Below are 19,564 nucleotides of genomic sequence, written 5' to 3'. Positions count from 1 at the left end.
TGGGGCCCCGTCTCTGGCCCCTGCTACCTGACCTTATGGCGTATCCAGTGAAAATACGATGTCGTAGGTAAAGGTTGTCTCGGTTGTTCTGATATTCTGCTCTCCACCCAACTGCGAGGCAAAGGCCTTCATCAGACGCGCGCCAAGGCCGGCCGATCCTGCGGTGTCTGCTGTATCATCACCTGCGCCCGCTGTACGGCTGTTGCGGATCACCAGATGGCAGCGGTCATCGTCCAGAAGGAAAAACTGCACATCCACCGTTCTCTGTCCCTCCGGGCAGTGAGAGGCGAACTTGATCGCGTTGCTCAAGGCCTCGGCCAGCAGCATCGACAGGTTGACAGCAGTATCCTGATCAAGAGGCACGGGCTGCACCTCTGTTCGGATTTCTGCCGCTGCGCCCGACTGCAGTCGCGCCTCGCCCACCAGTGTTTCGATCAGTTCACGTGAATCCACGGCCGTGCTGTCGGGGTTGGTGTTGAGCGAGCGATGGATTGCGGCCAACCCCCGGACCCGGCGTTGCAGCTGCGAGAGCACGCCACGCACCTCTTCGGACTTGGTGCCACGGGCCTGCATGTTCATGATCGATGCAATGAGCTGCAGGTTATTTTTGACCCGGTGATGGACTTCTCTCAGCAGAACCGTCTTTTCCTGCAGATCGATCTCACGCCGGGACTCGGCGTTGCTCAGGATCATGACCATCCGGTTAAACGACTGCTGTGCCTCTGAAAACTCGCGCGGTGGGTTGATCAGCTGCAGCTGCGCATGTTCCCGTTCCCCCAAAGCGTAGCGCCGCATCGCGGTGCGCAGATCACTGAGGTGCCGGATCACCAGCTGGTGCAGGCCGAACACGGCAACCCCGATCCCGGCGACCCACATCAGAACCGGGAAGGCGAGCGTCAACAACCAACGCCCGGGACCAGATGCCAGATCAGAGATATCCGCAGGCCAACTTCCCACCACAGCCACCTGCCCCGGGATGACTTCGCTAATGGCGAAAAACCGATCGTTGCCTGCCGTGGACTGGGCGAAAAACGTCTGCCCACTATAGCCGAGCAACTGGTCCCGTTCGATCGAAGCAGGCAGCAAGAGCCCCGCCTGCGGAAAGACATCAGAGGAGGAAAGAATGTCGCCATCGGAATCGACAGTGGCGAACTTGATACCTTCCAACTGCCACTTCTCGGTAAAGAAGACACTGGTGAGCGACTTTGGGATGCCAAGGGTTGCAAATCCCACCACCGCGTCCCCGTCACGGATGGGATACGTCAAGGACAGCTGGAGCCGTTCCCGATCCGCAAGGGAGCGGTCGACGCTGAAGACAGGCGCCCCTTTGTTGCTGGCCTTGATAAAAAACGCCTCCTCGGACACGTCTTTTCCGGTGTTGTCCGATGCACAGATCAAATTTCCGTCTGCGTCAGTCAGACCCGCAAAACTATATTCCGGATGATCGGAGACAAAACCTCTCATCACATCGGCGCAGGCACTGCGCTCGCGCATCAGCGTCCAGCCGATTGAGGCCAAGGTATTGGCCGCGCCCTGGCTTCGCTGCAGCAGCTCGCGCTCGCCAATCGCCGCGCGCTCTGTCCGCGCGAGAATGGCCACCCGCGACAGGCGGGCGGCCTCATCCACCACGGTGTAGGTTTGATACAATGCAATCAGACCCAAGGGCAGCAGGGCAAAGCTCATCAGGATGGCCAGCCGGAAAAACAGCCCTCGGGACAGGTAGCGCTCAAACATAAATCAGGCGTGACTCTGCTGTGCGACGATGCCCGCGGTTACCACGTCAGTGATTTCCATCGGCTCGTCCTCGTCCATGTTCATCAGTTCCGCAAGCCGCGCACGACCACGATTAACGCGGCTTTTGATTGTCCCGACTTTCACGCCACAGGTTTCTGCGGCCTCCTCGTAGGAAAAACCACCGGCGCCCACCAGGATCAATGCCTCGCGCTGCTCGTCGTTGAGCTGTTCAAACGCAACATTGAAATCGCGCATGTTCAACCGGCCGTCATGATCCGGCTTTTGGGACAGGCTTTCCGCCATGACGCCATCCGCGTCCTCTACCTCGCGGCGCCGTTTGCGTCGCAGGGAGTAATACGTATTGCGGAGAATTGTGAACAACCAGGCTCGCATATTTGAACCCTGCTCGAATTTGTCAAAGTTTGTCCAGGCTTTAACCAACGTGTCCTGCACAAGATCATCGGCTGTTGCCGTGTTTCTGGTCAGACTGATGGCAAAGGCGCGCATGGCGCCCAGATGTTCGACAAGCTCATCGCGGGGGTCAGTCATTTCGCCCCTCCTGGTCATCAGAGGCCGACGCGTTATCTGACGTCTCTTTGGCCTTGAGCTGATCCAGCAGGCTGGTGAAGCGGTCCGGCAGAGGCTCCGAGGCCAGTGCGTCAAAGGCACGCTTCAGGTTTTGGTCGATCTCTCGCTCGACCGTATCACTGCGCTTCTTGGGCATCTCGTGCTCTCTCATCCAAATTTTTCACACATTTTTTTTGCGCTTTCCGGAACCAAACGCGTTAATCCGGCGTATGGTTCCATATGTATTCCAAAAAAAGGACATAGCCGATGACCGCTGAGCCAGGAGAAGTTCTTGCCAACCAAATCGGGGCGAACCTGCCTTTCCTGCGCCGGTATGCGCGCGCGCTGACTGGAAGCCAGACAAGCGGTGACACTTATGCCCTAGCCACACTAGAGGCTATCCTGTCCGAGCCTGACCGGTTTGACACAGCGCTCAAGGCAAAAGTTGCTTTGTTCCGCGCTTTTCACGCAATCTGGACCACCTCTGGCGCTCCACTGGAGGTTGAGGCCCCCGCATCGGGGCTTGAGAGCAAAGCCCAGAAGCACCTGAGCGCGCTGACACCGAACACCCGTGAAGCCCTTTTGCTGCACACAATCGAGGAGTTTTCGACCGAAGAAGTCGGCCAAGTCATGGGTGTCGGCGCTGCCGAAGCCCAGGAGCTGATCAATATTGCCTATCAGGAAATGTCCAAATCGACCTCGGGCAAGGTGATGATCATCGAAGATGAGGCAATCATCTCGATGGATCTGGAAAGCATCGTTACCGAGATGGGCCACCGTGTCACCGGGATCGCGCGCACAGAGACGGCGGCGGTCAAACTCGCACAGGAAGAGCGGCCGGACCTGATTCTGTCGGATATTCAGTTGGCCGACAATTCCAGCGGGATCGATGCCGTGAACAAAATCCTGCAGGAACAGGAAGATTGTCCGGTGATCTTTATCACAGCCTTCCCCGAGCGCCTTTTGACAGGTGAAGGCCCGGAACCGGCATTCCTGATCTCCAAACCCTACACCGAGGAACAGGTCCGCTCTGCCGTGAGCCAGGCCATGTTCTTCAGCTCGACCGAGACTTTGAAGGTCTGAACCGGGCTCCTTCAACCGAAACTGAAAAGCCGCCACAGCGATGTGGCGGCTTTTTTCATTGAACCTGTTTTTCTGGTCCGATGACCGCTCTTGCCTGAAGCTGGGCGACAGGCAAGAGCAACCTGATCAGGATTTGCCGATTGCGCGCAGCATCCAGGCGGCTTGTTCGTGAAAGGCGGAGCGGGCCGTCGCCAGATCTTCGGTTACGATATCTTTGCGGTCCCCGCTCATTTCGGCCAGCGCGTGCAAGCGGTGCGCCACGCGTTCGTGGCTGGTGGCCAGATCTTCGATCATCTCCGCCGCGCTCAGGCCGCCAGCGCTGTCCTGCAGTTTGGAGCGGCTCACGATGTCAGCCAGGCTTGCTGGCGCCAGATGGCCAAGGGCACGGATCCGTTCTGCCAGCTCATCGGTGGCCGCAAACATGTTTTCGTATTGCTCTTCGGTCAGCTTGTGGACCGAGTAGAAGGCCGGGCCTTCGACATTCCAGTGATAGGCGTGGGTTTTGAAGACGAGACGATAGGTATCCGCCAGTACATCTGCCAGACCTTCGGCGAGGGCCGAGGTATCGCGCACGCCGGTGGACACAGAATCTTTGCTGGGCACTACGGATAGAACTTCGCTCATATCGTTTTCCTCTCATTCTCGTTTACGTTCACCGACCCAACGCAACGCCCCGGTGGTTGTTCCTGATTCTTTTGTCGCACCACCCGCAACAGCCGCCGTGGCCCAAACAAAAACGGGCAAACCAGAGGTCTGCCCGTCTCAGATATCAACCATGTCAGATCAGCGTCCCCTGACCAGCTGAACCACAAAGGCCACGGCGGCCAGAATGAGGAACAGTACAAACAGGATCTGTGCAATCCCAACAGAAGCCGACGCAACGCCACCAAAGCCGAACAGACCTGCGATCAATGCGACGACCAGAAAGATAAGAGCCCAATATAGCATCGGAGCCTCCTTGGTTGTCGTTTCGTGGATACCGGCAAAACGCAGCGCGGGCTGATCCGGTTCCCGAAAAACAGGATGGAACCAGATGGCCCGGCAGCTCGTTGAGATGGTGACACTTGAGGTGACGAAAGGAGATTTACGATGGCCACGATCGCTGAAAAGAACAACACGACCGCAAGCAAGACCAACAAGCCGGAGGCGGACGCAGACAGCAATGTCGCAGCGCTGAAGGAAGCTGCTTCGCAAAAGGCCGAAGAGGTTCGCGCTGCTGCGGATGCGACCTTGAAGTCCACCACCGACGCCGCTGCAGATCTGGCCAAATCCGGGTCCAAATTCGTTGAGGAAAACCCCGGCGTTGCACTGGCTGGTGCGGTTGGCCTGGGCGTGCTTCTGGGGCTGGCGCTGGGACACAAGCGCGCCGCGTGATATCGACATATTACAAATGATGAGAAACAGGCAGGAGGCAGATAGCCACCTGCCTGTTTTCGTCACCAATGGGTGAAACTATCGCCCCCTAAAACTATCAAACCTATGTAAATTTGCGGAAAAGCCGGGTCGTATCGAAGATGGTATCGAGCTTTTCATACCGCGCACGGGTCTCATCCCAGCGCTCTTCCTGAGCCGCAGAGATCATCGCCTCAAGCAGCATCATGGTTGAAATATTGGAATCCCAGGCGGATGGGATCTCAACCCAGCAGTTGAACGTATGCGCAGCAACGCTGTTGATCGGGCTTGACCATTGATCGGTGATCAAGATGACCGAAACCCCACGCTCGGCTGCCAGTTCGGCAAGGCGCTGGAGGTTGGTTTCATACCGCCGCACATCAAACATCAGCAGCGTGTCGCCCTCAACCATATCCAGCACGTAATGCGGCCAGGTGGCCGATGACGATGTCATATGCGTGACACGTTGGCGGATCGCCTGAAAGTGGGTGAAGGCATAGTCGGCAAGCGCCCGCGTGATGCGCCCCCCCACCACGTAAAGCCGCCCTTCGGTATTTGCGAGCTGGCGCACGGCCGCGTCGAACTGCTCTGAATCCACATTCGAAAATGTCTGACTGAGGTTATCGGTAACTGCCTGTGCAAATCTGTTCAGCAGGTGGCCTTCGGGGGCTTCGGACGCCCAGTTGGCGCGCCGCTGCGTGGGGCCTGAACCCTTTGCCTCCAGCTCTTTCAGCAGGGCCTGATGAAACTGCGGATACCCTTTGAATCCCAGCTTTTGCACCATCCGCGCCACGGTTGGCGTCGACACCTCGGCATTGGAGGCGACGATCGTGATCGATGCCAGCCCCGCAGCCGGATAATTCGCAAGAAGCGCATTGGCGAATTTCTTCTCCGATTGCGTCAACGCCGAATATTGATCCCGGATCAGCTCTCTGACGGTGCTGGGCGGTTTGGTCACAGGCAGGCTACCTCATCAACTTTGCCCGTCAATTAAGCACGTCTGGCGTCCAAAAACCAGCATGGGGCGGGCGGTGAAACTCTTTCTGAAAATATATTGACACAAACCGATCTGCATGAAAACATTTTTCCAAAATACAGGGAGACCCCAATGCCGCTGAGCGATTCCAACGCTCCTACCTCCGGCCTGCCAGACGATCTCGACGCCCCGGTCGAGGTCTGGAATGCCGATGGCTCTGGCGATGTGCTGGTGCTGTGCGAACACGCCAGCAACCACATCCCCGCGCGCTATGACGGCCTTGGTCTGTCGCACGCTGACAGTGAAAGCCATGCAGCCTGGGACCCGGGCGCACGCGCGGTTGCCCTGGGACTGGCGCAGGCGCTTGATGCCCCGATGGTGGCAAGCCGGGTGTCCCGCCTGGTCTATGACTGCAACCGCCCGCCCGAAGCCCCAAGCGCGATGCCTGCCAAGTCAGAGCTGATTGACGTGCCGGGCAATCGCGATCTGGATGACGCCGCCCGTGCCGAGCGCACCGATGCCGTCTACCGGCCCTTCTGTGCCGCGGTGAGCGAGTTGATCGAGAAACGCACCCTCGAGGGGCGCCCACCGGTTTTGATCACCGTCCACAGCTTTACCCCTGTCTATTACGGCAAGCCGCGCGCGGTTGAGATCGGTATCCTGCACGACACGGACACACGGCTTGCCGATCTGATGCTGGAGGCCGCCCCGGCCCTGCCAAACAGGCTGGTCGAGCGCAACAGCCCCTATGGTCCCGAAGATGGCGTCACCCACAGCCTGGTGTTGCATGGGGTGAACAACGGGCTTGCCAATGTGATGATTGAAATCCGCAACGACCTCGTGCGCGACAGTGCCGAGGAAGCCCAGATGACCGAAGAGCTGCTGGTACTGCTGCGCCCGGCCCTTGCGCATCTGGCAGCTGCGGCCCCGGCAACGGAAGGAGCCGACAATGCCTAGTGTGATCAAAGGCTACGTTCGCGCAATCGACGCCATGAACCGCTTTATCGGGCGCATTGCGATGTACCTGATCTTTGCCCTGGTTGGGGTTCTGTTGTGGTCGTCGATCTCGAAGACGTTTTTCAACCCGTCCCTCTGGACGTTGGAGACTGCACAATTCGTGATGGTCGCCTACTACATTCTGGGTGGCCCCTATTCGATCCAGATGGGATCAAATGTGCGGATGGACCTGTTTTACGGTGCCTGGTCGCTGAAGACCAAAGCCTGGGTCGATGCCTTTACCGTGCTGTTCCTGATGTTCTACCTCGGGGTGCTGTTTTACGGCGCGGTCAGCTCCACGGCCTATTCACTGGGGTATTTCGGGCTTGAGCCGTTCCAGTTCTTTGGAGATCTGCTGAAAACCCTCATGACCGAAGGCCTTGATGCGGCCAGCGCCAAGCTGGGCTATCTGGAGCGCAGCTCTACCGCCTGGCGCCCCTTCCTGTGGCCGGTCAAAACCATCCTGTGCCTCGGTGTCTCTTTGATGCTGCTGCAATGCCTTGCCGAACTGTTCCGTGATCTCGGACGCCTTCGCGGAGACGAATTCTAATGCCTTATGAACTCATCGCCATCGTGATGTTTGCCGGCATGATGCTGATGCTGATGACCGGCCAGCGCGTGTTTGGTGCCATCGGATTTGTCGGCGCTTTGGCTGGACTGCTGCTTTGGGGTACAGGCGGGAGTGAAATTCCCTTCTCTGCGGCCATGAAGCTGATGAAATGGTATCCGCTGCTGACCCTGCCGATGTTCATCTTCATGGGTTACGTTCTGTCGGAATCCAAGATCGCGGACGATCTCTATCGGATGTTCCACGTGTGGATGGGGCCGGTCAAAGGCGGGCTTGCGATTGGCACAATCGGCCTGATGGTCCTGATTTCAGCGATGAACGGCCTGTCTGTTGCCGGTATGGCCATCGGCGCCACCATCGCCCTGCCCGAACTGCTGCGCCGGGGCTATGACAAGACGCTGGTGACAGGGACCATTCAGGCCGGATCATCATTGGGCATTCTGGTGCCGCCCTCTGTTGTGCTGGTCCTTTATGCGATGATCGCCCGCCAGCCGGTTGGCCAGCTGTGGCTTGCAGGCGTTGTGCCGGGCCTGTTGATGGCGACGATGTTCATTGTCTACATCTACCTGCGCGCCCGGATGCAGCCTGAGCTTGGCCCCGCCATGAGCCCCGAAGACCTGGCCGAATATGACCGCATCAGCGACCACCCGCTGCGCCTGAACTACATTGTTCTGGGCACGCTGATCCTGGTGCCACTGGCCGCCATGATGGGCCTGCTGGAGGCCAAACCGGCCGCGGGTCTTGCGCTGGCGCTCTTGGCTGTTGGGTTTGTGACCCGCAAGATCCCTGCATGTTATCACGACGTGTTCATGGCGGAAAAATACCGGCTGCTGTTCTCTGGCGTGCTGCCGCTGGCGATCTTTGCCACCATGATGGTACCCTTCGTCAACGGTTGGACCTCGCTGGTGGAAAGTTCGGCCATCGGAGCCATGACCGCCTTTATCGCGGCCATCCTGAAGGGCCGGATGAACAAGGAGGTGTTTGAAACCTCCGTACGCTCGACGCTTGGGATTTCCTGCATGTTCATGTGGATCATCCTCGCAGCCCTCGGCTTTGGCGCGATCTTTGACGGGCTGGGCGCGGTGAAGGCGATCGAGGATCTGTTTACCACGCAGCTGGGCCTGTCGCCCTGGATGATCCTGATCCTGATGCAGCTCAGCTTTATCGTGATGGGCACATTCCTGGATGACACCGCTATGCTGGTGATCGTGGCCCCCCTTTATGTGCCGCTGGTGGGCGCGCTGGGGTTCGATCTGATCTGGTATGGCGTCCTTTACACCATCACCACCCAGATCGCTTACATGACCCCGCCCTTCGGCTACAACCTGTTCCTGATGCGCGCGATGGCCCCGCCCGAGATCGGGCTCAAGGACATCTATGTCTCGATCATCCCCTTTGCTGCCGTCATGGTCGTGGCCTTGGCCCTGGTGATGATCTTCCCGCAGATCGCTCTTTGGCTGCCAGAATTTGTTTACGGAAAATAACCCCCAGAAGAGCCCCGCAAGGGGGCCGGAATTTCAACACGGAGAGAACTGATGACAACAAGACGTAAGTTTCTGCAAACCGCCGGTGTTGGCGCCATGGCGGCACCGCTGGCAACCCCTGCTCTGGCGCAGTCCACCATCAAATGGCGGATGCAGACCTATGCGGGCGCGGCGCTGGCCGAGCATGTGGTGAAACCCGCCATCGACATGTTCAACAAGATCGCAGGCGACCGCATGCAGATCGAACTCTATTTTGCCGACCAGCTGGTGCCGACCGGCGAATTGTTCCGCGCCATGCAGCGTGGCACCATCGATGCGGTGCAGTCCGATGATGACTCCATGGCCTCACCCACCGAAGTCACCGTTTTTGGCGGTTACTTCCCCTTTGCGTCCCGCTATTCCCTGGACGTGCCGGTGCTGTTCAACAAATACGGTCTGAACGAAATCTGGGACGAGGAATATTCCAAGGTCGGCGTCAAACATATCTCGGCCGGTGCCTGGGATCCCTGCCACTTTGCCACCAAAGACCCGATCCGCAGCCTCGCGGACCTGAAGGGCAAGCGCGTCTTCACCTTCCCGACTGCTGGCCGCTTCCTGAGCCAGTTCGGCGTCGTCCCCGTCACCCTGCCGTGGGAAGACATCGAAGTCGCGATGCAAACGGGCGAATTGGACGGCATCGCATGGTCCGGCATCACCGAAGACTACACCGTTGGCTGGGCAGATGTGACCAACTACTTCCTGACCAACAACATCTCCGGCGCCTGGGCGGGCTCCTTCTTTGCCAACCAGGGCCGCTGGAACGAACTGCCGGAAGATCTGCAGACCCTGTTCCGCGTCTGCTGTGACCAGTCGCACTACTACCGTCAGTGGTGGTACTGGGGTGGCGAGGCAGACCTGCGCGTCAACGGTCCGAAAATGGAGCTGACCTCAATCCCCGATGCCGAATGGGCAACGGTCGAGGAAGCCGCCTACAAGTTCTGGGATGAGATCGCAGCCGAAAGCCCGACCAAGGCGCGTGTTGTTGAAATCATCAAGAAGTACAACGCAGACATGCAAAAAGCAGGCCGCCCCTACCGTTACGGTTAAGGCCCGCTTTCAAATCCTGGGTTTGGCCCGGCCCCTACGGGCCAAACCCCTTCCCAACGAATTTGCCCAACTTCCTGAAAAGTTGCGGCCTCAGATGCAAAGGGCTGCTCATGCTCTCCTTCGACACACTCAAAGACCAGGTTATCTCTGGTGCGGTTGATACGGTTCTTGTCTGCCTTGTTGACATGCAGGGTCGCCTTATGGGCAAGCGTTTTCACGCCAAGCATTTCGTGAATGGCGCCTGGGAAGAGACCCATTGCTGCAACTATCTTCTGGCCACGGATCTGGCGATGGCGACGCCGGATGGCTATGCGTCGACCAGCTGGGAAAACGGCTATGGCGATTATGTCATGAAGCCGGATCTGGCCACCCTGCGCCCGGTGCCCTGGCTTGAGGGCACGGTGATGGTGCTGTGTGATGTGCTGGATCATCACAGCCACGAAGAGGTGCCGCATTCGCCGCGCGCCATCCTGAAACGCCAGGTCAACCGTCTCAGGGAGATGGGGTTTGACGCGATGTGCGCAACCGAGCTGGAGTTCTTTCTCTTTGAAAAGAGCTTTGATGCGATCCGCAAGTCGGGCTTTCGCGATCTGGAGCCGATCTCGGGCTACAATGAAGACTACAGCATCCTGCAGACCAGCCGCGAAGAGCACGTGCTGCGTCCGATCCGCAACCACCTGTGGGACGCGGGCCTGCCGATCGAGAACTCCAAGGGCGAGGCAGAGACCGGTCAGGAAGAGCTGAACATCAAATATGCCGCGGCGATGGACACGGCGGAATTCCACACCATCGCCAAACATGCGGTGAAGGAAATTGCCCAGCAACAGGGTCATGCGGTGACCTTCCTGCCGAAATGGCATCACGACAAGGTCGGCTCGTCCTCTCATGTGCATCAGTCGCTGTGGCAGGACGGCAAGCCTGCGTTCTTTGACGACAGCGACGAGCTGGGCATGTCACCCCTGATGAAGAATTACATGGCGGGATTGCTGAAATACGCGCCCGACTACACCGCCTTCATGGCGCCCTACATCAACAGCTACAAACGCTTCATGAAGGGCACCTTTGCCCCCACCCGGATCATCTGGTCGGTGGACAACCGCACCGCGGGCTATCGCCTGTGTGGCGTCGGCAGCAAGGCCATCCGCGTCGAATGCCGCATTCCGGGTTCGGACATGAACCCCTATCTGGCCATCGCGGGCATGCTGGCTGCGGGTATTGCGGGCATCGAGGAGGGTCTCGAGCTGCAGGCGCCCACCAAGGGCGATGTCTATCAGGGCGACACCGGCATGATCCCCGGCACCCTGCGCGACGCGGCGGCGGCGCTCAAGGGCTCTGCCATGTTGCGCGCCGCGATGGGCGATGAGGTGGTGGATCACTACGTGCGCGCGGCAGAGGTGGAAATCGAGGATTTCGAGCGGATCGTGACCGACTACGAAATTGCCCGCGGGTTCGAGCGCGCCTGAGGCGCGCAGAGCCTTCGGCGAGAGTATTTTTGGAAAGATGACGATGGGGGCCGCGCCCCTGTCAAACCACATGAGGAAGACCATGGGCCAGACCCTGAAATGTATCTCTCCGATCGACGGATCGGTCTATGCCGAGCGTGAAACGCTGTCGCCCGAGGCCGCAGCAGAGCGCGCCGCAGCAGCGCGCAGCGCCCAGGCGGCCTGGGCCGCGCGCCCCCTGCAGGAGCGCATCGATCTGGTGATGGCCGGTGTGGCTGCTGTTGGGGCGATGAACGACGAGATCGTGCCCGAGCTGGCCCATATGATGGGCCGACCGGTGCGCTATGGCGGCGAGTTCGGCGGCTTCAACGAACGCGCCAGCCACATGGCCCGGATCGCGGCAGACGCGCTGGCTGATATCGAGGTGGGCGAAGACGCCACATTCAAACGCTACATCAAGCGCGTGCCCCACGGTGTCGTGCTGGTGGTCGCGCCCTGGAACTACCCCTATATGACCGCGATCAACACCGTGGCCCCTGCCCTGATTGCGGGCAATACGGTGGTTCTGAAACACGCCACCCAGACGCTCCTGGTGGGCGAGCGCATGGCGCAGGCCTTCCAGTCGGCGGGGGTTCCGGCGGATGTGTTCCAGAATGTCTTCCTGGATCATGACACCACTTCCGCGCTGATCGCAGACCGCGCGTTTGACTTCGTGAACTTCACCGGCTCCGTCGGTGGCGGTCAGGCGATGGAACGCGCCGCAGCGGGCACGTTTACCGGCGTCGGCACCGAGCTGGGCGGCAAGGATCCGGGCTATGTGATGGAAGACGCCGATCTGGACGCGGCGGTGGACACGCTGATCGATGGCGCCATGTTCAACGCAGGCCAGTGCTGCTGCGGCATCGAGCGGATCTATGTCCATGAAAGCCTTTACGATGCCTTTGTCGAAAAGGCCGTGGCGATCGTCAACAGCTACAAGCTGGGCAATCCGCTGGAGGCCGACACCACCATTGGCCCGATGGCCAATGTGCGCTTTGCACAGGAGGTGCGCGCCCAGATCGCCGAGGCGCTCGAGGCCGGTGCCGTGGCCCATATCGCGCCCTTCGCCGAGGATGATGGCGGCGCCTATCTCACCCCGCAGATCCTGACCAATGTGAGCCATGACATGCGGGTGATGCGCGACGAGAGCTTTGGCCCGGTGGTGGGCATCATGAAAGTCACCTCCGACGAGGAGGCCATCCAGCTGATGAATGACAGCGAGTTTGGTCTCACCGCCTCGCTGTGGACGCGCGATGTCGAGCGCGCGGCGCGGGTTGGCGATCAGATCGAAACCGGCACCGTCTTCATGAACCGCGCCGATTACCTGGACCCCGGCCTGTGCTGGACCGGCTGCAAGAACACCGGGCGTGGGGGCGGCCTGTCGGTCATCGGCTTCCACAACCTCACCCGCCCGAAATCCTATCACCTGAAAAAGGTCACGGGCTGAGCCCCGTCATCTTTCCGAAAAATACTCCGGGGGGCTTGCCGCAGGGCAAGCGGGGGCAGCGCCCCCTCCCCGGCTTCATCACAGGAACACACCTATGACACTTGTTGGAAACTGGTCCTATCCGACCGCAATCAAGTTTGGCGCTGGCCGGATCAAGGAGCTGGCCGAGGCCTGCGCGGCGGCGGGCATGAAAAAACCGCTTCTGGTCACCGACAAAGGCCTGGCCGATCTGCCGGTCACCCAATCCACGCTCGACATTCTGGAGGCCGCGGGCCTTGGCCGGGCGATGTTCTCGGATGTTGACCCCAACCCGAACGAGAAAAACCTCGACGCAGGCGTGGCCGCCTACAAGGCAGGCGATCATGACGGGGTGATTGCCTTTGGCGGCGGCTCGGGTCTCGATCTGGGCAAGATGGTCGCCTTCATGTGCGGCCAGAGCCGTCCGGTGTGGGATTTTGAAGACATTGGCGACTGGTGGACCCGCGCCGATGCCGATGCCATCGCGCCGATCATCGCGGTGCCGACCACGGCTGGCACCGGATCCGAAGTGGGCCGCGCCTCTGTGATCACCGACAGTGTGACCCATCAGAAAAAGATCATCTTCCACCCCAAGGTGCTGCCCACGGTGGTGATCTGCGACCCTGAACTGACCGTCGGCATGCCCAAGTTCATCACCGCAGGCACCGGTTTGGACGCCTTTGCCCATTGTGTCGAGGCATTCTCCAGCCCCCATTACCACCCGATGTCCCAGGGCATCGCGCTGGAAGGCATGCGCCTGGTCAAGGACTACCTGCCGCGCGCCTATGCCGATGGCAGCGATATCGAAGCCCGCGCGCAGATGATGTCAGCCGCCGCCATGGGCGCCACCGCCTTCCAGAAAGGTCTGGGCGCCATCCACGCCATGAGCCACCCGATCGGCGCCGTCTTCAACACCCACCACGGCACCACCAATGCGGTCTGCATGCCCGCCGTGCTGGAGTTCAATGCCGACGCAATCGCCGAGCGCTTTGACATGGCAGCGGCCTACCTTGGCATCGATGGCGGCTTTGCGGGCTTCAAGAGCTATGTGCAGGAGCTCAACGACTCACTCGGCATCCCCCGCGGACTGGCCCAGCTCGGCGTCACCGAAGACTCCATCCCCCAGCTCGTCAAAGGCGCCCTCATCGACCCGTCCTGCGGCGGAAACCCTGTCGAGCTGACCGAGGAAAACCTCACCCAGCTCTTCAAAAACGCAATGTAAGTCAAAACCGAAATCACATCGGGTTCCAGCGCCCCCTTCCCGGATCTGGGTTGGGGGCGTTTTCATGCCTTGAGCCTCGGCGCCTTAACCGGGGCCCAACCGCCTGAGGCAGCCATCGGCGAGCGGCTTTTGCAGGTGGCGGGCTTCTGCCCAGTCGGCCATGAGCCAGGTTTCGATATCTGCAGCTGTTGTCAGGATCACTGGCATCGCCTTGGGGTGGACAGCGCCCACCTCTGCGTTGGCTTCGGTGGTGAGAAAGGCAAAAAGATCCGCGGTCACCGCGCCCTCTTTCAGCTTTCGCACGGATGTCCATTGGGCAATGCACAGCCCTGCAAAGAACGGCACGACATCCGGGTCTGCCATCTCGAACCAGACCGGCTCGTATTTCCCTTCGGCCGTGCGCCCCGGTTCACTGAAGCGGGTCCAGGGCACCAGGCAGCGATGCGGCACACCCAGCCAGCGGCGCCAATGCGCACTATCGGTGTTGCGTACATTGGTGACACCGCTGTCGACCTTCTTGCCTTTGAGCGCAAAAGCCGGTTTGGGCAGCCCCCAACGAGCCATCGCAAGAGTCCGCCCCTGGTCTCCGTGACGTACGATCGGGGCAGTGTAATCGGGATAGATCCCCTCTTGCGGCTGCAGGTTGCCAATGGCCGGATCAACAACCATCGCATCTGCGGCCTGCACAATGGCCTGCGGTGGGCGGGTAGAGGCGTAGAGATTGCACATGAGGCAAAGCTATGCAGGCAAAAGGGCGAATGCAATTCGCATCCGCCCTTGGCCGTACCGTTGCCTAGGCTTTACTGCGGCCTGTCAGATCAGCTGGCCTTGTCGCAGTGACGATCGACCATCCGCTGGACCATCGGGGCAAAATGCCAGAAATCAGGCGTCTCCATCCCCTCACGTTTGCCTGCCTCATCGAGATAGCGGACGGCGATGATTTCTTTGAGATTGGGGTTGGCCTCGAACGCGGTCACCTCGTCTGCGGTCATCGGACCACCCTGCAGTTCGAGGGTGTGAACCGAGGCCGGTGACAACCGTTTGAAATACTCTGGCTTTGTCGCGCAGAGATAGCGTTTGGCGGCCACATGGTAGCGACAGCAATCGGTGATGACGGATGGAAAGAACCGCTCCAGCACGGCGGCGCCTGCGTCTTCGTGATGACGGTCTTCGGTATCATCCGGATGGTAGGTGCCAAACTCCGACGTAAAATGACCGATGTCATGAAGCAGCGCCCCCACGATGATCTCTTCTGGCTGGCCGTTTTGCTCGGCGATCGTGGCACCCTGCAGCATGTGCTCGCCCATGGTGACCGGTTCGCCGAGATATTCCTCGCCCCCCCGGCGGTCGAAGATCGAACCGATGAAGGCAACGATCGTCTCTGCCGACAGATCCTCTGGCGGCAGATGTGTTGCGGCGTTGTCTTGATCTGGACCACTCATTCTGCAGCCTCCGCCAGCTTTTGACGACGGCGCGCATCATAGGCAGAACGCAGGCCATCCTTGTCGGCATAGCAGCCCTGAAGCCAGCGTGTGCCCTCGCCGGAATATCCCTTGCGGGCATGGAGCACGCGGGTGTTGTCGACCACAAAGGCTTCGCCGGGGTTCAGGCGGAAGGTCACCTCCATCGCGGTGTCGTCGATGATCTCGCCCAGGCGTCGATAGGCCGCGTAATAAAGCGCCATCTGATCAAAGGGCACATCGGTGATCGCCGCGCAGGAGCGATTGTTGAAGCGGACAGCGATCAACTCTCCATCGGGGGCCAATTCAATCATCGGACGGCGGGACGTGAGACAGACGCCTTCTTCGCCCGCGTATTCAAAACGGGCGCAATGGGCTGCCAGTACATTGAAATAGGCTTCGTTTTCCTCTCGCAGACGCAGCGCCGCCGCAAAGCCATCCACCACCATGTTCTCACCACCCGCAGCAGAGCTTTCGAGGCAGTACAGCACCTGAATGGTCGGAACCGGATCGCGGTAGGGATTGTCCGTATGGGCCTGCAAGCCCAGCCCCGTAAAGGCGAGATTGGTCGGGTTTACCTCTGTGCGGACTTCAAAGTGGCGGCCATAGTTGGTTTCACGCACATGACCGAACAGGTCCACCACCCGGAACAACGCGCCCTCTTCGACAGGGGCGTTCACGATCTTTGCAAACCCATAACGCACAACCGCGCCCAGCCAGTCATCCAGTGCCGGGCCGCCTGCCTCCAACGCCGCAAAATCACCGGTGGGGACAGCCGCCATCAGGCCAGCGTCCCAGGGTTCAACCCCTGCCGGCAGCCAGCCCGCCGCTGCGTCCTGCGCGCGGTCATAGGCGTGGGCTTCCAGCCAGGCGAGATCGTAGCTGATGGTTTTATCTTCGGGCAGGAAACGCACTTCCAACGCGCCCCCCTCAAGACCAGCTTCGGCAATCTTGGTGTCTGCCGGAATGTCGCGCAACGCAATCAGGCGCTGCCCGTTTGAAGGCGCACGCGTCTCTGGATCACTGGAATTGTCACGCAACCAGATGGCGTGAAACCGCAGGCAATGTGTACCCAAAGTGAGAGTCAGAAAATCGCCTTCGGCGGAAACGGTAACAGACGGCATGGTGTCTCCCATAAAATGTCTGGTGTGAGTGTCAAAACGCTTGGGACCAAAGTGACATTCGCGATACATAATCTCAAATTACGAATTACCGCTCTTAGGCCAAGGTCAGCTAATGCATAACCCGCGTCCCACTTTGCCCCCGCTGGAATGGATCCGGGTGTTTGAGGCTGCAGCCCGCACCGGCAGCTTTACCGCCGCGGCGGCGGAAACCGGGATCACCCAATCAGCCGTGAGCCAGCGGATCGCCCAGTTGGAGCAGCGCCTTGGCACCGCTTTGTTTCACCGCCACCCCCGCGCCATCACCCTCAGCGTCGAAGGAGAGGCCTGGCTGCCCCATGTGCAATCTGCTCTTGAAGGTATGCGCGACAGTTCCGAAGCAATTTTTGGATCTGGCCGGCGCCGGTTGGTTATCTCGGCCAGTCAAACGATTATTGACCTCTGGATGATGCCCCGTCTCGGCCAGCTGGCCGAGGTCGCCCATGGCGAGATTTCTGTGCAGACAATGGTGACGGGGGCCCATGACGCGCCAGAGGATGATGTCATCCGGATCCGCTATGGCACCGGCGACTGGCCGCATCCCTACAAGCTGCCGCTATATGGAGAGGCCCTCGCCCCGCTTGCGGCGCCGTCACTGTTGGAGGCAAGGGGGCGCGACTGGACCCATCTGCCCCGCATTGCGTGTTCCGGCGCGCGCCCCGGATGGAGCGACTGGCTGGCCCGCCACGGTGGCAGCAGCACACCGGTACCGCAGCTGCGATTTGACACCCATCTGTCCGCGCTCGGCGCTGCGCGCGCCGGAGCGGGGGTGGTATTGGGATCGCTGCCACTGGCAGAGGCAGACCTGCGCAGCGGGGCCCTGATCCGGCTGGAGGAGACCAGCTTGCCCCATCACGCGACCTACTGGCTGATCGCCGGGCAAGACGCGCTGAGCCGGACGCAGTGGGATCAGATCCAGCAGATCGTCGACGGTCGCCCCCTTGCGCAAAGCTCGCATAATCAGGATGGGACACCCTAGCGCACCGCCCAATATCGCAAAGACATAGTAAAATGACGACACAATCACGGGGCGTTTCAGTAAACTTCAATCAACTATAAGGGTTACAATTCACCCTTCCTTAAGCCCAGACTGTGAGCATCCTAGGGTCAACTGGTAAAGGGTGATTTCCGATGACTGGACCTGTACTCACATCCACTGCGAACCGCGCAGTTTCTGCCGCGCCCCAGCTTTGCATTGTTGTCCTTGATGACAGTGAATTTGATCGCAGTCGCATGCGCCGCATGATCACCCAGACCAGCGCAGGCGTGAAAGTCGTGACATGCGAAAACATCGCTGATTTCAAGGTCGCTCTGGAACAGCATCCCGTTGATCTTTGCCTGGTGGATCACCAGCTGCGCGACGCCAGCGGTTTGGACGCCATCGCCGCGCTCAAGGACCAGAGCGGATGCGCGGATGTGCCCGTGGTCATGGTATCCGGTTTTGAAGACACCGAAAGCATCGTCAGCTCCATGCGGGCCGGCTGCGTGAACTATGTCGGCAAGGAAAACCTGACCGCCCAGAAACTGCATGATGTGATCTTCACCTCCATCGCTGAGACATTTTCCGACCCTGAACTCGAGGAACAGGTCAACAAGGCTGCGCGCGATGTCATCTCCGGTCTGGCACAGGGCTGCATCAGTGAACTGCAACCAAGACTGCGCCGTATGTACCGCCAGATCTCGTTCATCCGAGGATGCCATGCGCAAGGTGTCTTGCCCTCGCCAGAGGCCCTGGATGAGATCGAAGACCACTGCCTGAACATCTGGCGCTTCTTTGACGAGGTCGAGGCCTATAGCGCCAGCTTTGGCGAAACCCGCCACTAGGCAGGACAGCCACAAATAGGCACCCCACCCGCTCATGGGGCAGTCGCATCCCCGCTCAGGCCAGGCCTGCGCGGGGTTTGACCATTCAAAACCTTGTCGACGGCTTGCCCTAGCGCCGGGGTGGGAACCACCGCAAACCAGCGCCGGGGGATCACGGCAAACCGCGCCCACTGCGTAGCCGTGCACTGGCGTCAGGTCAGTCTGGTCTTGGCGTCACATGCTGGTCTTGGCTTCACATGGTAGAGAAATCCGCAACTCTGCCCCCACTCGCGGTGGCGCCGGGTGGTGTGCAGTTACCCGGCCTCCACGGGTTTCGATCAGGCGTTGCAAGATCGCAAGCCCCATCCCGCAGCCGCCGCTGTCATGACGCGAGTAACTGCGCATGGGATCAAAGATCTGAAACAGCTTTCCAGGAGGGAAACCCTCGCCGCTATCACGAATCCGCAAAACCCACTCCTGCCCGTTGTCTCCCCCGCAAAGCGCAATCCGGATCGCCTCGGAATTATGCGAAGCCGCATTGCCAACTGCGATCATAAGAATCGAGGTCAGAACGTTTTCATCGATGGGGGCCAAACCGGTCCCATTGCTGCCAAACCGCGCCCGGATACGGACCCGATCAGGCAGGGCCAGCATCCGCACCGCACGGCGCAGGCACTTCCTGGGATCGCTTTGCTTGCCTTCCTCCACCCCATCTGGTCCCGTGTCACCGGCGCGAACAAACTGCATCAGCTGATCCAACATCAGGTTCAGCTTGCCTGCGTGCCAGCGCAAGAGTTCAAAGGAATGGCGCGGACCATCGGGCAGCCGAACCCCTTCATCAGCGAGATCCTCATCAATCCAGGTCGGCAGCTCTCCGATGGCACGAACAGAGCCGCGCACATCATGGACGATCTTGTAAATGACCTCGGCCAGCTCGGACGGAACATCACCTCTGGTTGTGTCAGGCTCAGCCATAGACCTCTCCCGCTCCCTTTCATCGCCTGTGTCGCGCGTGAATGGATGATCCCAAACGGATGTTACCTGAACCTTCACAGACACGTTAAACTACCGATAAATATCGACAACC

At 59.8% G+C, this 19,564-nt stretch carries 21 protein-coding genes; 11 read left to right on the top strand and 10 right to left on the bottom strand.

Features of this window, described 5'->3' with window-relative positions:
- Window positions 1–33: 33 nt before the first annotated feature.
- From KUV39_RS06885 to KUV39_RS06875, 3 genes are read right to left on the bottom strand one after another with little or no spacing between them, the layout of a single operon-like run.
- On the bottom strand, window positions 34–1,734 hold the full coding sequence (locus KUV39_RS06885) for a sensor histidine kinase (RefSeq protein WP_222459326.1): 1,701 nt from the start codon (window positions 1,732–1,734) through the stop codon (window positions 34–36).
- Window positions 1,735–1,737: 3 nt separating this feature from the next.
- The gene (locus KUV39_RS06880) at window positions 1,738–2,283 is read right to left on the bottom strand and encodes an RNA polymerase sigma factor (RefSeq protein WP_046210792.1); all 546 of its coding nucleotides are present in this window, start codon (window positions 2,281–2,283) and stop codon (window positions 1,738–1,740) included.
- Window positions 2,276–2,458 (bottom strand): NepR family anti-sigma factor, encoded by a 183-nt coding sequence (locus KUV39_RS06875; protein ID WP_046210791.1) that lies wholly within the window; start codon window positions 2,456–2,458, stop codon window positions 2,276–2,278. The genes KUV39_RS06880 and KUV39_RS06875 overlap by 8 nt, the downstream gene beginning before the upstream one ends.
- Before the next feature lie 110 nt (window positions 2,459–2,568).
- Between KUV39_RS06875 and KUV39_RS06870 the strand changes: the two genes are divergently transcribed.
- The gene (locus tag KUV39_RS06870; protein WP_046210790.1) at window positions 2,569–3,384 is read left to right on the top strand and encodes a response regulator; all 816 of its coding nucleotides are present in this window, start codon (window positions 2,569–2,571) and stop codon (window positions 3,382–3,384) included.
- A gap of 126 nt (window positions 3,385–3,510) precedes the next feature.
- Here KUV39_RS06870 and KUV39_RS06865 read toward each other — a convergent pair whose 3' ends face one another.
- Both KUV39_RS06865 and KUV39_RS06860 read right to left on the bottom strand, forming a co-directional pair.
- Window positions 3,511–4,008: a Dps family protein gene (locus tag KUV39_RS06865; RefSeq protein ID WP_037302536.1), complete on the bottom strand. Its 498-nt coding sequence runs from the start codon at window positions 4,006–4,008 to the stop codon at window positions 3,511–3,513.
- A gap of 159 nt (window positions 4,009–4,167) precedes the next feature.
- The gene (locus tag KUV39_RS06860; RefSeq protein WP_008560857.1) at window positions 4,168–4,332 is read right to left on the bottom strand and encodes a DUF1328 domain-containing protein; all 165 of its coding nucleotides are present in this window, start codon (window positions 4,330–4,332) and stop codon (window positions 4,168–4,170) included.
- A 141-nt stretch (window positions 4,333–4,473) separates the two neighbouring features.
- On the opposite strand from KUV39_RS06860, the gene KUV39_RS06855 reads away from it, so the two are divergent.
- Window positions 4,474–4,758 (top strand): hypothetical protein, encoded by a 285-nt coding sequence (locus KUV39_RS06855; RefSeq protein ID WP_046210789.1) that lies wholly within the window; start codon window positions 4,474–4,476, stop codon window positions 4,756–4,758.
- A 103-nt stretch (window positions 4,759–4,861) separates the two neighbouring features.
- Here the strand turns inward: KUV39_RS06855 and KUV39_RS06850 are convergent, their stop codons facing one another.
- Window positions 4,862–5,734, bottom strand: a complete 873-nt coding sequence (locus KUV39_RS06850) for a MurR/RpiR family transcriptional regulator (RefSeq protein WP_222459325.1) — start codon at window positions 5,732–5,734, stop codon at window positions 4,862–4,864.
- 150 nt (window positions 5,735–5,884) lie between these two features.
- Between KUV39_RS06850 and KUV39_RS06845 the strand changes: the two genes are divergently transcribed.
- The 7 genes from KUV39_RS06845 (at window position 5,885) to KUV39_RS06815 (ending at window position 14,054) form a co-directional block, all read left to right on the top strand.
- A complete protein-coding gene (locus KUV39_RS06845; RefSeq protein WP_222459324.1) occupies window positions 5,885–6,709 on the top strand; it encodes an N-formylglutamate amidohydrolase in 825 nt (274 codons plus the stop codon).
- Complete coding sequence (locus KUV39_RS06840) at window positions 6,702–7,298, top strand: TRAP transporter small permease subunit (RefSeq protein WP_222459323.1); 597 nt, start codon at window positions 6,702–6,704, stop codon at window positions 7,296–7,298. The genes KUV39_RS06845 and KUV39_RS06840 overlap by 8 nt, the downstream gene beginning before the upstream one ends.
- Window positions 7,298–8,800: a TRAP transporter large permease gene (locus KUV39_RS06835; RefSeq protein ID WP_008560280.1), complete on the top strand. Its 1,503-nt coding sequence runs from the start codon at window positions 7,298–7,300 to the stop codon at window positions 8,798–8,800. Before KUV39_RS06840 ends, KUV39_RS06835 begins: the two co-directional genes overlap by 1 nt.
- A gap of 51 nt (window positions 8,801–8,851) precedes the next feature.
- Window positions 8,852–9,886: a TRAP transporter substrate-binding protein gene (locus tag KUV39_RS06830; RefSeq protein ID WP_008561619.1), complete on the top strand. Its 1,035-nt coding sequence runs from the start codon at window positions 8,852–8,854 to the stop codon at window positions 9,884–9,886.
- 110 nt (window positions 9,887–9,996) lie between these two features.
- Entirely contained in the window at window positions 9,997–11,349 is a 1,353-nt protein-coding gene (locus tag KUV39_RS06825; protein WP_222459322.1) for a glutamine synthetase family protein, read from the top strand.
- An 82-nt stretch (window positions 11,350–11,431) separates the two neighbouring features.
- The gene (locus KUV39_RS06820; protein ID WP_050672992.1) at window positions 11,432–12,814 is read left to right on the top strand and encodes an aldehyde dehydrogenase family protein; all 1,383 of its coding nucleotides are present in this window, start codon (window positions 11,432–11,434) and stop codon (window positions 12,812–12,814) included.
- A 94-nt stretch (window positions 12,815–12,908) separates the two neighbouring features.
- Entirely contained in the window at window positions 12,909–14,054 is a 1,146-nt protein-coding gene (locus tag KUV39_RS06815; RefSeq protein WP_008559064.1) for an iron-containing alcohol dehydrogenase, read from the top strand.
- An 84-nt stretch (window positions 14,055–14,138) separates the two neighbouring features.
- Here KUV39_RS06815 and KUV39_RS06810 read toward each other — a convergent pair whose 3' ends face one another.
- From KUV39_RS06810 to tmpA, 3 genes are all read right to left on the bottom strand, one after another.
- Window positions 14,139–14,783, bottom strand: coding sequence for an SOS response-associated peptidase (locus tag KUV39_RS06810; RefSeq protein WP_222459321.1), 645 nt, complete (start codon window positions 14,781–14,783; stop codon window positions 14,139–14,141).
- An 89-nt stretch (window positions 14,784–14,872) separates the two neighbouring features.
- Window positions 14,873–15,496, bottom strand: coding sequence for a (R)-1-hydroxy-2-trimethylaminoethylphosphonate oxygenase (tmpB, locus tag KUV39_RS06805; RefSeq protein ID WP_050672989.1), 624 nt, complete (start codon window positions 15,494–15,496; stop codon window positions 14,873–14,875).
- Window positions 15,493–16,638 (bottom strand): 2-trimethylaminoethylphosphonate dioxygenase, encoded by a 1,146-nt coding sequence (gene tmpA / locus KUV39_RS06800; protein WP_008560182.1) that lies wholly within the window; start codon window positions 16,636–16,638, stop codon window positions 15,493–15,495. Before tmpA ends, tmpB begins: the two co-directional genes overlap by 4 nt.
- Before the next feature lie 112 nt (window positions 16,639–16,750).
- On the opposite strand from tmpA, the gene KUV39_RS06795 reads away from it, so the two are divergent.
- Together KUV39_RS06795 and KUV39_RS06790 are read left to right on the top strand one after the other, a co-directional pair.
- Window positions 16,751–17,653, top strand: a complete 903-nt coding sequence (locus KUV39_RS06795; protein WP_222459320.1) for a LysR family transcriptional regulator — start codon at window positions 16,751–16,753, stop codon at window positions 17,651–17,653.
- Window positions 17,654–17,805: 152 nt separating this feature from the next.
- Entirely contained in the window at window positions 17,806–18,498 is a 693-nt protein-coding gene (locus KUV39_RS06790; protein ID WP_222459319.1) for a response regulator, read from the top strand.
- 213 nt (window positions 18,499–18,711) lie between these two features.
- On the opposite strand, the gene KUV39_RS06785 is transcribed toward KUV39_RS06790, so the two are convergent.
- Window positions 18,712–19,452 carry a sensor histidine kinase gene (locus KUV39_RS06785; RefSeq protein WP_222459318.1) on the bottom strand — a complete coding sequence of 247 codons (741 nt, stop codon included), beginning with the start codon at window positions 19,450–19,452 and terminating at the stop codon, window positions 18,712–18,714.
- Window positions 19,453–19,564 lie beyond the last annotated feature (112 nt).

It is taken from the genome of Phaeobacter italicus, from assembly GCF_019801785.1.
Lineage (GTDB): Bacteria > Pseudomonadota > Alphaproteobacteria > Rhodobacterales > Rhodobacteraceae > Phaeobacter > Phaeobacter italicus.
This window is presented reverse-complemented; position numbering and strand designations above follow the sequence as displayed.

What these genes read in the sequence shown, in the direction of transcription:
- KUV39_RS06885 (WP_222459326.1), bottom strand. Translation starts at nt 1,734, where the DNA reads ATGTTTGAGCGCTACCTGTCCCGAGGGCTGTTTTTCCGGCTGGCCATC.
- KUV39_RS06880 (WP_046210792.1), bottom strand. Translation starts at nt 2,283, where the DNA reads ATGACTGACCCCCGCGATGAGCTTGTCGAACATCTGGGCGCCATGCGC.
- KUV39_RS06875 (WP_046210791.1), bottom strand. Translation starts at nt 2,458, where the DNA reads ATGCCCAAGAAGCGCAGTGATACGGTCGAGCGAGAGATCGACCAAAAC.
- KUV39_RS06870 (WP_046210790.1), top strand. Translation starts at nt 2,569, where the DNA reads ATGACCGCTGAGCCAGGAGAAGTTCTTGCCAACCAAATCGGGGCGAAC.
- KUV39_RS06865 (WP_037302536.1), bottom strand. Translation starts at nt 4,008, where the DNA reads ATGAGCGAAGTTCTATCCGTAGTGCCCAGCAAAGATTCTGTGTCCACC.
- KUV39_RS06860 (WP_008560857.1), bottom strand. Translation starts at nt 4,332, where the DNA reads ATGCTATATTGGGCTCTTATCTTTCTGGTCGTCGCATTGATCGCAGGT.
- KUV39_RS06855 (WP_046210789.1), top strand. Translation starts at nt 4,474, where the DNA reads ATGGCCACGATCGCTGAAAAGAACAACACGACCGCAAGCAAGACCAAC.
- KUV39_RS06845 (WP_222459324.1), top strand. Translation starts at nt 5,885, where the DNA reads ATGCCGCTGAGCGATTCCAACGCTCCTACCTCCGGCCTGCCAGACGAT.
- KUV39_RS06840 (WP_222459323.1), top strand. Translation starts at nt 6,702, where the DNA reads ATGCCTAGTGTGATCAAAGGCTACGTTCGCGCAATCGACGCCATGAAC.
- KUV39_RS06835 (WP_008560280.1), top strand. Translation starts at nt 7,298, where the DNA reads ATGCCTTATGAACTCATCGCCATCGTGATGTTTGCCGGCATGATGCTG.
- KUV39_RS06830 (WP_008561619.1), top strand. Translation starts at nt 8,852, where the DNA reads ATGACAACAAGACGTAAGTTTCTGCAAACCGCCGGTGTTGGCGCCATG.
- KUV39_RS06825 (WP_222459322.1), top strand. Translation starts at nt 9,997, where the DNA reads ATGCTCTCCTTCGACACACTCAAAGACCAGGTTATCTCTGGTGCGGTT.
- KUV39_RS06820 (WP_050672992.1), top strand. Translation starts at nt 11,432, where the DNA reads ATGGGCCAGACCCTGAAATGTATCTCTCCGATCGACGGATCGGTCTAT.
- KUV39_RS06815 (WP_008559064.1), top strand. Translation starts at nt 12,909, where the DNA reads ATGACACTTGTTGGAAACTGGTCCTATCCGACCGCAATCAAGTTTGGC.
- KUV39_RS06810 (WP_222459321.1), bottom strand. Translation starts at nt 14,783, where the DNA reads ATGTGCAATCTCTACGCCTCTACCCGCCCACCGCAGGCCATTGTGCAG.
- tmpB (WP_050672989.1), bottom strand. Translation starts at nt 15,496, where the DNA reads ATGAGTGGTCCAGATCAAGACAACGCCGCAACACATCTGCCGCCAGAG.
- tmpA (WP_008560182.1), bottom strand. Translation starts at nt 16,638, where the DNA reads ATGCCGTCTGTTACCGTTTCCGCCGAAGGCGATTTTCTGACTCTCACT.
- KUV39_RS06795 (WP_222459320.1), top strand. Translation starts at nt 16,751, where the DNA reads ATGCATAACCCGCGTCCCACTTTGCCCCCGCTGGAATGGATCCGGGTG.
- KUV39_RS06790 (WP_222459319.1), top strand. Translation starts at nt 17,806, where the DNA reads ATGACTGGACCTGTACTCACATCCACTGCGAACCGCGCAGTTTCTGCC.
- KUV39_RS06785 (WP_222459318.1), bottom strand. Translation starts at nt 19,452, where the DNA reads ATGGCTGAGCCTGACACAACCAGAGGTGATGTTCCGTCCGAGCTGGCC.